Here is a 12,141-nt window from a genome sequence, read left to right as displayed (position 1 = left end):
TTAATGATATGGCTGAGTATCATGATCGCTTTAATTTTACCCGTTAATGTGAATGCTTTAACATTATCTCAGGCATGGTTTATGGCGATGGATAATGATCCTCAATATCTTGCTGCGGTAAAAGAGAAACTGGCAGGTCAGGAATATATTGCAATTGGTCGGGCAGGATTACTGCCGAAAGTCTCAACGAGTTATCAGCGCACACCGCATAACAGGCAGAAGCAACAATATCGTCAAACTAATTATTATGGACAGAAAACCGATGTGACTACCCATCAGAATTATGACAGTTATTCTGCTTCGATTACATTGGTACAACCTTTATTTGATTACGAGGCATATTCCCGCTACCGCATTGGTATATTGCAAAAATTACAAGCGGATGAGCGTTATCGCAGTGAACTTTTGAGCCTGCAAACACGTTTAGTTGACGCTTGGCTTACGTTAACTCAAGCACAGCAACGACTTGAATTTTCCACATTTCGTAAGACAACTTTGCAAGCCCTGCGGACGCTCAATGAAAAGCGTTTTACAGCGGGAGACGGGATTGTAACAGATATTGTCGAGACCGATGCTGCACTGAGTATGGCTATCGCTGATGAGCAGGAAGCTATTGATGACCAGGAGACCGCTCGCGATAATTTGGCTTCGTTGATTGGTCTGAATGTGTCACAACTGCAAGGAATTCCGATCCTTACTGATAAACCGCTTTTGTTGCCGTTAGCATCAACTGACTATGGTTACTGGCTTAAAAAAGCGTATGCACATAACCCGGATATGATCACAGCCCGCCAGGAAGTGGAAACTAAACGTCGCGAGATAGAAGTCAATCGTGCCGGGTTTCTGCCTCGTATCCAGCTCTATGCTATGCACTCAGAAAATGATTCGAGCAGTGATAATACTGTCAACCAGAAATATCGCACCAACAGTATCGGTGTTCGTTTAAGTATGGATCTCTATTCAGGTGGTGCCGACTCAGCACATCTTCGTCAATCAACGGCAAAATATGAGCAGGCACAATATAAACAAGATGAACAATATATAAAAACCTCAAATGAAATAAAGAAGTTATTAAATAAATGCCGTAACGCGCCAAGTAAAATAAATGCGTATTCTCATGCTGTTGAGGCTACACTTAAACAGGTTGAAGCGACTCGGAAAAGTATTGTTGCGGGACAAAAACAAAACAGTGATCTGCTTAACGCAGAGAAAGATTTATATAAAAGCAGGCTTGAGCTTTCTGAAGAGAAAAATGCGCATATAAAGGCATGGTTTGGATTGCTCTCACAATCCGGTGAAATAACCTATAGTGATTTAGCGGTGATAGATAGCTATTTCTCCGGGTAATTCAATAATGCAAAATGAAGGAGTTATTATGTCGGTTTTTTCATATAAGGGCGAGAACGACGCACAGTTAATTAAAGATGCACTTACTATTGATAGTATAAACTTTGGAGCGGTTACAGATAGTAACTATAGTTTCTCCGGCGATGATGGCTGGAAAATACTCGATGGTTCAACGTTAAATTACGATGGTAGCAGCAATCCATACGGAGCATTTTATGGTGAGTCTCTATTATTCAGTAGTGCAGAATGTAGTGTCCTGGGTAAATACGATGAACAGGGTCATCTGACAAACATTGGGGTTAGCTTCTGGGGAACGGGAACATATGCTGGTGCATCTGATGATTTGACTAATACTCTACTGGATGGAGTCAGCGATGTGTTATCGGCATTTGTAGATGGATATGCAGATAACTACATTCTGAATGCTTACAGCAAATTGATGTCATCCGTTGCGACGCTCGCACAAGCTAATGGATTAAACGGCAGTGATATTATTTTCAGCGGGCACAGCCTTGGCGGCCTGGCTGTAAACAGTATGGCTACCCTCGCTTCTGAGGGAGCCTGGGATGGCTTCTTCCAAGATTCCAGTTACGTTGCGTTTGCCTCACCCACCCAAAATCAGGCGAGTGATTCTGTCTTAAACATTGGTTATGAAAACGATCCGGTGTTCAGGGTTCTTGAAGGCCACAGCTTGTCACTTGAAAGTTTTTTTAATCACGATTCGCCACTTGAGACCTGTACAAATAACATCGTTACCTTCAATGATTATTACGCAGGCTTGACCGGTGAGTGCAGCCTTATGTCCCTGCTGAATCCATCAGCCTGGGCTGCACACAATGGAAATGGTTATTATGATGGTGTCATGCGTATCATTAGCTCTGAGGCCTATGACTTTACCAATCAAAACTCCAATATCATTGTCTCTAACCTCTCCGAAGAGAATCGGTCGACCACATGGGTTTCAGATTTAAATAAATCCATTGATCATACGGGTTCTACTTTTATCATCGGAACCGAAAGCGCAGATCTTTTGCAAGGTGGCTCAGGTACGGACTATCTCTGCGGTGGCGCAGGCGATGACTCTTTTAAAGACCACATCGGTTATAATATTATTTACGGTGGAGAAGGAACAAACACTTACTATACTGAATGCAGTACCTCAGATTTTTCATTCAGTTGCGATACCAATGGGTCACTTTATTTTAAATACTCAACCGGTGACATTACCAAAGCTGAAAACATCCAATATGTAAATGCCGATCATACGCTTTTCAGTATTTTCAGTTTCGATGTAAATATTAATCAGCAGTATAGCGTTACCGATACAGGGCTGCAAGGAAGCTTAAGTTCATATAGCTACGCCAGCAGCTATTATGCAAATATCGATAATAACTATACGATTGCATCTAATGATGATGATAGTTGGTTATTCTCAGGTGATAGCGGCAGTAATATCAGCAGTAACGCACAGGGTAGCAATGTTGTTACCGGTGCAGGCAATGATACTATCTATCTGAACGGGAGTGATAATACGGTGTTATTCTATGGTGATTTTGCCAATGATACTATTTACAATATGACCAGTACCGACAGTTTAGTTTTCATGGCTAACAGTTATATTCAGGACAATGACAGTTACCTGAATCATCTCTCATTCATAAACAATGATGCATTACTTACCTTTGGTGACAGCAGTGTGACATTAGTCGGTGTAAACGCAGATATGCTAACGGATATGCATATCATGGTTGCCTGATAAACAGCCCGCAGCATTGCTGCGGGCTTACATTCACTGGAGATCCTCCTGGAAGCGGAGGCCATTTTTATTAATTCCTGTATATTATTCCGGCATGGCAGACGAATGGTGAGTAGAAATTCTCCATTCTTTACCATCCCAGGTATAAGTGAAAGTATAGCGGGCACGTACTTCAGACTTATCAACAAAGGTGAAGGTGTAAATACCAGTATCAATAGCTTTATTACAACCAATACGGATATTTCTACTGTTTATTTTCCCTTGTGGTTTCTTCTGAAGAAAATGTTCAAAATAGTCAATCCGTTCTTCATCAGTAAGACGTACATGATTAGATACGGTAGGAAGAAGAACCGCATCACTGACGTAGTTTTCGGAAACCGTCTTTGCGTTACCGGTTTTTAACGAATCATTCCATTTATCAAACAGGCTAGCTATCTGGTCTTCATTTGTTTTTTGGCAAGACACCTCAGAATTGGCAAATGCCTGGACAGATATTAAAGAAAGTGACGCGACAAGTAAGATTTTTTTCATTTATAACCTCGTTTCAGATTAATACTTATGATAGCCAGGTAGCGATAAATGCAGGCTAAACAATGTCAGAGCATATGCAATGAATGGGTGTCAAATGAGAATAGTGGTTATCAAACCACAACACATAAGATTGAAAGTAATATGTAAAACAATCCATGTTATTATAATTTTCGCCGTAACAAATGTTAATTATCATTGTCACAGACCAGTTTTCATTCACGTCTGGTCAATGTTGATCACCTGAAAGACCGTTATGTTTTCTATTCCCATTTGACACTTAATGTTATGTGCGCGTAAGTTTGCAACGTTTCATTATACAACAACCTTTCTTATGACATTTTGTGGCCTGGCTAAATCCAGACCTTTAATTTCTTGTAATGTAAAGATATGCAAATCACAATTAATATTTAGAATCACATGCCAAAATACATCTGTGTGTAACCACTGAGGACTTTTTAATCCACACCGAAGATAAGCAACAGCGTGGATAAGTTGTACAATCATGAAAAAAACGTTAGCTCGACTGATGGTGTTAATCTCTTCGTTATCCTGCATTACAATCTGCGATCAGCACTGGCGCTTTGCGCTTTAGTATCGTTTCTCCTCATCTTTTTTATTTTTTATGACTTTGTCTATTTTAGTGTTGTTTGAGAGCATTTCTCACTGAGGAGAAATTATGTGGTACTGGATATTATTAGCCTTGGCAATCATCGCCGAAATAACAGGCACTATTTCGATGAAATGGGCCAGCCTTAACGAAAATAATTCGGGCTATATCATCATGTTAGTGATGATTGCGACGTCTTATATTTTTCTTTCTTTCGCAGTGAAACGCATCGCGTTGGGTGTGGCCTATGCGATGTGGGAAGGCATCGGTATTTTATTTATCACTTTGTTCAGCGTACTCCTGTTTGAAGAAGCATTGTCGGTGATGAAGATCGCCGGATTACTGACATTAATCATTGGTATCATCCTGATTAAATCGGGTACTGTGAATTGCAGGGAGACCACCGATGGACACATTTAACTGGTTGCACATTAGTTGGTTGGCGCTTGCTATTGGGCTGGAAATTGCTGCGAATATTTTTCTTAAATTCTCGGATGGTTTTCGCCGCCCCATGTATGGCGTATTATCCCTCGTCGCAGTGCTGGCCGCGTTTAGTGCATTAGCGCAGTCGGTGAAGGGCATCGACTTATCAGTAGCTTATGCGTTGTGGGGTGGATTTGGTCTGGTTGCAACGGTCGGGGCAGGTTGGATACTGTTTGGACAACGTCTCAGTCGCACCGGTTGGCTAGGTATGGGATTTTTATTGATGGGTATGGTATTGATTAAATTCGCATGACAGCCTGATCAATCCTGGCAACGGAAGACCCGTAAAACGGGTCTTTCATGTATCAATTACTTCCCGACCCGATGTTAAAGGTTTGGACCCCACTTTGTGCCAAAATGGAGTGACCCTGAGGTGTCTGTTAAACCCGTGGCGATTCAGTCAGCCTGTATGGCGGTTTTCCGGGCCCACGCACTTCCTGCCGTCATGCTTCAACCAACTCGGAGCATTATTGCCCTGATAGCAAATCGGGCTCCAGGTCAGATATAACCCAAGTTTTTGTACCTTCCTCATGGGGATTCCTGCGTAAACGCTGTGGAAAGGCATTGTCGTCGGCTGCAAGATTATAAATTCAGTTTTCCTGCTATGCCCCTCATTTTTTCTCTCCAGCTATTCTGAACTATATACCTGAAAATGAATGAATATATTTAATGTCAATATATTGATTTGGGTCAATTAAAGATCATTTCATTAACAATTTTCCTTTTGCCTTAACTATTACGGCACAAATGTCCGTTTGGTGTGCTAAAGGTAGTACATTTTACTGACATGTCAGTGCTATTCACTATTAATATTTAGCAGAAAATTCTTAATAATTTTATTGTTGCCGATTAATGATCGGTATATTTGATCTTATGTCGATCATTATTCTATTATCGAGTGTAAAGAAATGTAGTGTGAAAACTATACACAGCGATAAAACGAGGGATGATGAGATGGCTGACAGTTTCCAGAATGAGGTGCCAAAGGCACGTATTAATCTAAAGCTTGACCTGCATACGGGGGGCGCGAGCAAGAAAACGGAGCTCCCCCTGAAATTACTGGTGGCGGGTGACTTCAGTAATGGCCAGGAGTCTGCACCACTGTCTGAGCGCAAAAAAGTTAACTTGAACAAAAATAACTTTGACTCAGTGCTTTCCGAATATTCCCCAAAAGTAAACCTGACCGTTAAAAACACGCTTGCTGGTGACGGTAGCGAAGAAAATATCAGTCTGACATTCCAGAGCATGAAGGATTTCACCCCGGAGCAGGTTTCCCGGCAGATCCCTCAGCTGAAGGCGATGCTTTCCATGCGCAATCTGCTTCGCGATTTAAAAGCTAACCTGCTGGACAATCAGGCTTTCCGAAAGGAGCTGGAAAAAATTCTGCTCGACCCGGCCTTAAGCGCAGAACTCAGAGCCGAACTTTCAGCCCTGGCTCCTAAACAGCCATAACGGTCACGATGATTTAACGGATTAATAAGGAAGATGCTGATGTCGGTAAAAAATGAGAATGCGACTGGCGGCGAGAGTGTGGTGCTGGAACATCCTGCTGCAGGTGGGGTTTATGCGTCCCTGTTTGAGAAAATCAACCTGAACCCGGTCTCTGAGCTGAGTGCGCTGGACATCTGGCAGGACGCGCAGGCGATGTCGGATGCGACTGCGGATGAACGTTTAACGGCCGGGATGCAGGTATTTCTGGAGTGCCTGACAAAATCGGGTTCAAAAATTGAAAAACTCGACAAAAACCTGATTGACCATCATATCGCTGAGCTGGACTACCAGATTAGTCGTCAGCTTGATGCAGTCATGCACCATGAGGCCTTTCAGGCAGTAGAAAGTTTGTGGAGCGGGTTAAAATCTCTTGTCGACAAAACTGATTTCCGCCAGAACGTGAAAGTTGAGCTGCTGGATATGTCTAAAGAAGACCTGCGTCAGGATTTCGAAGACAGCCCGGAAATCATCCAGAGCGGACTGTATAAACATACATATATTGATGAGTATGACACTCCGGGTGGAGAACCAATTGCTGCGCTGATTTCCGCTTACGAATTTGATGCGTCTGCGCAGGATATTGCCCTGCTGCGCAACATCTCTAAAGTGTCTGCTGCTGCGCATATGCCGTTTATCGGCTCTGCTGGCCCTAAATTCTTCCTGAAGGATTCGATGGAGGATGTGGCCGCCATTAAAGATATCGGTAACTACTTTGACCGCGCTGAATACATCAAGTGGAAATCCTTCCGCGAGACGGACGATTCCCGCTACATCGGTCTGGTGATGCCGCGCGTGCTTGGGCGTCTGCCGTATGGCCCGGACACCGTGCCTGTTCGTAGCTTCAACTACATTGAAGAAGTGAAAGGCCCGGATCATGACAAATACCTGTGGACCAACGCCTCGTTTGCCTTTGCATCGAACATGGTACGCAGTTTTATCAATAACGGCTGGTGTGTACAAATTCGTGGCCCGCAGGCAGGGGGTGCCGTTCAGGATCTGCCAATTCACCTGTATGACCTGGGCACCGGTAATCAGGTGAAGATCCCGTCAGAAGTGATGATCCCGGAAACCCGCGAATTTGAATTTGCGAATCTGGGATTTATTCCCCTGTCTTACTACAAGAACCGCGATTACAGCTGTTTCTTCTCCGCGAACTCCACGCAGAAACCGGCCCTGTATGAAACCGCCGATGCAACGGCCAACAGCCGCATCAATGCCCGTCTGCCGTACATCTTCCTGCTGTCGCGAATCGCCCACTACCTGAAGCTCATTCAGCGGGAGAATATCGGTACGACGAAAGACCGTCGTTTGCTGGAACTTGAGCTCAACACCTGGGTTCGCAGTCTGGTCACCGAAATGACTGACCCGGGCGATGAGTTGCAGGCCTCTCACCCGCTGCGTGATGCGAAAGTGGTGGTGGAAGACATTGAGGATAATCCGGGCTTCTTCCGCGTGAAGCTGTACGCTGTGCCGCACTTCCAGGTGGAGGGTATGGACGTCAACCTGTCACTGGTTTCCCAGATGCCGAAGGCCAAATCGTAAGCTAAGGCAGGAAGCCAATGAAAACGGAACAACCGTTATGGGGTAGGGGCCAGATGGTCTCTCCTCAGCACTTCCAGCAACAGGTCGCGTATGCGGCCTGGTCTGCGGAATGCATCTCCCGACTGGGCCTCTCCCAACCCTGGGGGATGATTGATGCCACTTTCGAACCGGATGCACTGAAACTGGGCCGTCTGCAGGCCCGTCATCTGTACATCCGTTTCCCCGACGGCACGCTTATCGACACAGATAATGCCGATGATCTGCCGCCAGTGCTGGCACTTGAGAGTGAATCACAGGACGTGGTGGTGGTTTTGGCACTTCCGCTGCTTCGGGCGAATGGCGGCAACTGTCTTAAACCTGATGAGGTGGCCGATCGCCCTGTTCGCTATCGCCAGCGCTGGCAGGATGTCCGCAATACCTTCGGGGACGATACCCGCCAGATTGCAGTGATGCGCCCGGAGCTGACGCTGCGGTTTGCCCATCAGAACAACAGTGATTACCTGACCTGCCCGGTTGCCCGCCTGCAGCAGGATTCGCAGGGTGCATGGAAACTGGATGAGACGTTTCTCCCACCGCTCCTTACCATCCAGGGCAGTCACTGGCTGGTGACCCAGCTGGAACAACTGATGACGCAACTGCGTGCCCGACTGAGTCGTCTGATGGACATGCGTCGTGAAAGTAACGCGCGCATGGCCGATTTTGCCGTGGCGGATGTGTCTCTGTTCTGGTTGCTCAATGCCCTGAACAGCGCAGAACCCGTGCTCGGACAGTTTCAGCGCCACCCGCAAAGTCCACCGGAGCGTCTGTACCCGGAACTGACCCGCCTTGCGGGCAGCCTGCTGACCTTCTCACTGGAACACCAGGTGAGTGCTATTCCTGTCTGGCAGCATGAGCAGCTGAATAACGTCTTTCCGCCGCTGTTTGACTTACTGGGCGACCTGCTGGAAGCCAGCCTGCCGTCGCGAGTGGTGGCGATTGAGCTTGAGCACGATGCCCGGCTTCACTTCTGGCAGGCCCGTCTGCATGACCCACGCCTGCGTGAAGGGGCGGATTACTACCTCTCCGTGCGTTCGCCAATGCCGGTGGCACAGCTGCAGGAAAAGTTCCCGCGTCAGTGCAAGGTCGGTAGTCCCGATCATGTGAGGAGTATCGTCAATTCTTCACGGGTGGGTGTGCCTCTGACGCCGCTGCGTCATGTGCCGGCCGCCATTCCACTGCGTCTGGAAAACCAGTATTTCAGCCTCGATGTCTCTCATCCTCTGGCCACCGAAATGCTCCAGGGTGGCACCTGTATGTTTTACGTTCCGGGCATGCTCGGCGAGCCTGAACTTGAACTCTTTGCGGTACTGAGAACATGAGTGAGCGAAAACGCGGCGCGGCCGCGTCCATTGATATCGACACCCTGCTGCAGGACACCTGGCTGCAGGTGATAAGCCTCCGTCACGGTCCGAAATTTCAGGATGGAGAAGGGCGCACGTTGTGGGAGCGCTGCATTGCTGATGTCGAACGTGTACAGCGTGAGCTGAAAGCGAGCGAACTCGATGAAGCCAGCTGTCAGCATATTCTCACTGCACAGTGTGCGCTGCTTGATGAAGCCGTCAAAGGTCGTGGTGTGGAGGATGATGCCTGCGTGCAGTGGTATGACATTCCCCTGCAGGGACACTTTCTCGGCACCATGGATGCCGGTGATACCCTGTGCGATCGGATGCGCGATGTGTTGCGTGAACCGGCGCCTGACTGTGCTGTTGTGACCTGCTTCCAGCGGGTCATGATGCTGGGGTTCCTCGGCAGTTTCCGCTCTCTGAACGATCCGCAGCGGCAGAAACTCGTCAACGCGCTCAGTGAACATGTCACGCCGTTCAGCTATCCACAAACCCATCCGGTGCTAGCGGAAAGCCGTACCGGGCGTGGAATGGGCGGCTGGCTGGCGTCATGGCCCGTGCGTATTGGCCTGAGCGTGGTGGTGGTTGCCGCGCTGTGGTGGGGACTGAGCCACTGGCTGGATCAGACACTGCTGACCCTGTTGCCAGGAGCTGTGAAATGAGTCCCGCACAACAGCGCGGGCTTGCGCTGTGGGCCGCCCTGCTGAGTGCAGTGGTCTGCCTGGGTTTCCTGCCGGTATCCCGACTGGTTTCTGTGCTTGTTCTGCTGGCGATGCTGGGGCTTATTCTGGCGTTCTGGACTGTCGGCAGGCGTCGTGCGGAGCATGACGTCACCCTGCGTCTGGATGACTTCCCGGAAGCCACTTACCGTCAGCCCGTGGTGCTGGTCTGTGGCGATCTGCCGCTGGCCTGGCCGCAGGCATCTCAGGTGCTGACGGTGACGCAGGGTTGCTGGATCCGGGTGGAAGACTATCAGGATCTGGAACAGGTCGCCCGCCAGGTTTTGTGGCTGCGCCCGGACTGGGGGCGTCAGCTGTCGGTGATGGTTAGCGTCTGTCCGCAGAAACACGCCGACAGCGAAGCGCTTACCAGTCGTCTGCTGGCCCTGCGCTGGCAAATCAGTCAGTTGCGTATAGAAACGGGTCATTCTGTGCCGCTGGTTCTGAATGGTCAGGTTGGCAGCGCGATGACGAATGATCTGCTCTGGCAGGCGGCTATCCCGGGGGAAGGGGTGAGGGTCTGGCGTGAGTCTTCAGCGCCGGGTTCAATCGCTGCATGGGTCACCACCGGCGGGTCGCCTGCGATGCAGCAACAAGTACTAATGAACAGCCTGATGAGCTGGTTCCATCAGCATGTCAAAGCTGTCTTTATGGATGAGAACCCCGATGTTCCTGTCATTGCACCTGTTGCGGTGCTGTGGGGAATGGGACCGATCCTGGCCGGAAGTCTGGCCACGTCTGCCTGGACGGCATGGCTTTCCCGTCACACTGCGATGCCGCAGGTGGCGGGCTGGCAGCCGGTGGGAACGGACAGTACGGTTATATCCCCCTTCCCGGATTTTATCCTGCCGCTGCTACCCGAAGGGCGAGGCCTGACGCCGCGTGGGCGAGCCTTCCGTTGTGCGCTCGGGATTTTCACGCTGGCAGCCATTGCTGCGCTGCTCAGTAGTGGCTGGAACAATCGCCAGCTGCTGCAGCGTGTGAGTTTTGATATTGCCCGCTATGACCGTATCCCGATGCATGATTTCGGCCCAAAAGCCGACGCCGTTGCCATCCTGCATGACGATGCGGCAGAGCTGGATGACCTGGCGCGCAATGGCGTACCGATGCGGATGGGCTTGGGTCTGTATCAGGGTGAGCGTCTGCGAATGCCTGTGCTGGATGCGATCCGTTCTTATGTGCCTCCACCACCGCCACCTGAACCACAGCCGAAACCCAAACCGGTACCGAAAATTGTCCGCCTCGACAGCATGTCGCTGTTCGATTCCGGCAAATCCTTGCTGAAGGCAGGTTCCACCAAAATGCTGGTCAACTCACTGGTCGGCATCAAAGCGAAACCCGGCTGGCTGATTGTCGTGTCGGGCCATACCGATAACACCGGCAATCCAAAACTCAATCAGACGCTGTCCCTGAAACGTGCCGAAGCGGTACGCGACTGGATGCGTGACACCGGTGACGTGCCGGAAAGCTGTTTTGCGGTGCAGGGCTATGGCGAGGGCCGTCCTGTCGCAACCAACGACACCCCGGAGGGCCGTGCGCTTAACCGCCGTGTCGAAATCAGTCTGGTACCACAGGCCGATGCCTGCCAGATACCGGGCCACACCCAGGCGTCATCGCAGGATGATGACGCATCACAACACAATGGAGAGTAATTCCATGGCAATTCCTGTTTATCTTTGGCTGAAAGACGATGGCGGCGCGGACATTAAAGGTTCTGTGGACGTTCAGGATCGTGAAGGCAGCATCGAGGTTGTCGCTCAGGAACATAACCTGTACATCCCGACCGACAACAATACCGGCAAGCTGACCGGTACCCGTATCCACACCCCGTTCCTGTTTACCAAGGAAATCGACTCGTCCAGTCCGTACCTGTACAAGGCTGTGACCACCGGTCAGACCCTCAAATCTGCGGAATTCAAGTGGTACAAAATCAACGACGCGGGCCAGGAAGTGGAGTACTTCAACACCAAACTGGAAAACGTGAAAGTGGTGAAAGTGAATCCTGAAATGTATGACATCAAGGATCCTTCTAAAGAGAAGCACAACCACCTTGAGCGCATTGAACTGCGTTACGAAAAAATTACCTGGACCTACAAAGACGGCAACATCATTCATTCCGACTCCTGGAACGAACGCGCCACCGCGTAAGCCTGATGCGGACGGGGTTTCCTGTCCGCAGTTTTTTTGCTGAGAGCCTGTCTGAAACGAGCTTTCAGCAAAGAAAACCACAAACTGCCAGCCTGACCGTATGCGCTTTGGTCCCCTTCACGGGAAACAGCGATG

The 12,141-nt window shown here is 49.0% G+C and carries 11 protein-coding genes; 10 read left to right on the top strand and 1 reads right to left on the bottom strand.

What is annotated here, in order from left to right; genetic code table 11:
- Nucleotides 1–21 precede the first annotated feature (21 nt).
- A complete protein-coding gene (locus AC6I8W_RS25675; protein WP_497839375.1) occupies nt 22–1,347 on the top strand; it encodes a TolC family outer membrane protein in 1,326 nt (441 codons plus the stop codon).
- Nucleotides 1,348–1,375: 28 nt separating this feature from the next.
- A complete protein-coding gene (locus tag AC6I8W_RS25670) occupies nt 1,376–3,103 on the top strand; it encodes a polyurethane esterase (RefSeq protein WP_497839374.1) in 1,728 nt (575 codons plus the stop codon).
- Between the two features lie 84 nt (nt 3,104–3,187).
- Here the strand turns inward: AC6I8W_RS25670 and AC6I8W_RS25665 are convergent, their stop codons facing one another.
- A complete protein-coding gene (locus AC6I8W_RS25665) occupies nt 3,188–3,634 on the bottom strand; it encodes an SgcJ/EcaC family oxidoreductase (protein WP_497839373.1) in 447 nt (148 codons plus the stop codon).
- A gap of 673 nt (nt 3,635–4,307) precedes the next feature.
- Between AC6I8W_RS25665 and mdtJ the strand changes: the two genes are divergently transcribed.
- The 8 genes from mdtJ to hcp all read left to right on the top strand — a co-directional run bounded on the left by mdtJ (nt 4,308) and on the right by hcp (nt 12,006).
- Nucleotides 4,308–4,661 (top strand): multidrug/spermidine efflux SMR transporter subunit MdtJ, encoded by a 354-nt coding sequence (mdtJ, locus tag AC6I8W_RS25660; RefSeq protein ID WP_497839382.1) that lies wholly within the window; start codon nt 4,308–4,310, stop codon nt 4,659–4,661.
- Entirely contained in the window at nt 4,648–4,977 is a 330-nt protein-coding gene (gene mdtI / locus AC6I8W_RS25655) for a multidrug/spermidine efflux SMR transporter subunit MdtI (RefSeq protein ID WP_497839372.1), read from the top strand. Before mdtJ ends, mdtI begins: the two co-directional genes overlap by 14 nt.
- A gap of 701 nt (nt 4,978–5,678) precedes the next feature.
- Nucleotides 5,679–6,176 (top strand): type VI secretion system contractile sheath small subunit, encoded by a 498-nt coding sequence (gene tssB / locus AC6I8W_RS25650; RefSeq protein WP_497839371.1) that lies wholly within the window; start codon nt 5,679–5,681, stop codon nt 6,174–6,176.
- A 33-nt stretch (nt 6,177–6,209) separates the two neighbouring features.
- Nucleotides 6,210–7,757, top strand: coding sequence for a type VI secretion system contractile sheath large subunit (gene tssC / locus AC6I8W_RS25645; protein WP_497839370.1), 1,548 nt, complete (start codon nt 6,210–6,212; stop codon nt 7,755–7,757).
- Between the two features lie 17 nt (nt 7,758–7,774).
- A complete protein-coding gene (gene tssK / locus AC6I8W_RS25640) occupies nt 7,775–9,115 on the top strand; it encodes a type VI secretion system baseplate subunit TssK (RefSeq protein ID WP_497839369.1) in 1,341 nt (446 codons plus the stop codon).
- Entirely contained in the window at nt 9,112–9,801 is a 690-nt protein-coding gene (gene tssL, locus AC6I8W_RS25635) for a type VI secretion system protein TssL, short form (protein WP_497839368.1), read from the top strand. The genes tssK and tssL overlap by 4 nt, the downstream gene beginning before the upstream one ends.
- Entirely contained in the window at nt 9,798–11,510 is a 1,713-nt protein-coding gene (locus AC6I8W_RS25630; protein ID WP_497839367.1) for an OmpA family protein, read from the top strand. The genes tssL and AC6I8W_RS25630 overlap by 4 nt, the downstream gene beginning before the upstream one ends.
- 4 nt (nt 11,511–11,514) lie before the next feature.
- Entirely contained in the window at nt 11,515–12,006 is a 492-nt protein-coding gene (gene hcp / locus AC6I8W_RS25625) for a type VI secretion system effector Hcp (protein ID WP_024558534.1), read from the top strand.
- Nucleotides 12,007–12,141 lie beyond the last annotated feature (135 nt).

It is taken from the genome of Pantoea sp. X-Soil-TKNS-1211, assembly GCF_059730495.1.
This window is presented reverse-complemented; position numbering and strand designations above follow the sequence as displayed.

Bases quoted from the DNA above. Each gene is read 5' to 3' on its own strand.
- mdtI (WP_497839372.1), top strand. From the start codon at position 4,648: ATGGACACATTTAACTGGTTGCACATTAGTTGGTTGGCGCTTGCTATT.
- hcp (WP_024558534.1), top strand. From the start codon at position 11,515: ATGGCAATTCCTGTTTATCTTTGGCTGAAAGACGATGGCGGCGCGGAC.
- tssL (WP_497839368.1), top strand. From the start codon at position 9,112: ATGAGTGAGCGAAAACGCGGCGCGGCCGCGTCCATTGATATCGACACC.
- AC6I8W_RS25670 (WP_497839374.1), top strand. From the start codon at position 1,376: ATGTCGGTTTTTTCATATAAGGGCGAGAACGACGCACAGTTAATTAAA.
- tssC (WP_497839370.1), top strand. From the start codon at position 6,210: ATGCTGATGTCGGTAAAAAATGAGAATGCGACTGGCGGCGAGAGTGTG.
- AC6I8W_RS25675 (WP_497839375.1), top strand. From the start codon at position 22: ATGATCGCTTTAATTTTACCCGTTAATGTGAATGCTTTAACATTATCT.
- AC6I8W_RS25665 (WP_497839373.1), bottom strand. From the start codon at position 3,634: ATGAAAAAAATCTTACTTGTCGCGTCACTTTCTTTAATATCTGTCCAG.
- tssK (WP_497839369.1), top strand. From the start codon at position 7,775: ATGAAAACGGAACAACCGTTATGGGGTAGGGGCCAGATGGTCTCTCCT.
- AC6I8W_RS25630 (WP_497839367.1), top strand. From the start codon at position 9,798: ATGAGTCCCGCACAACAGCGCGGGCTTGCGCTGTGGGCCGCCCTGCTG.
- tssB (WP_497839371.1), top strand. From the start codon at position 5,679: ATGGCTGACAGTTTCCAGAATGAGGTGCCAAAGGCACGTATTAATCTA.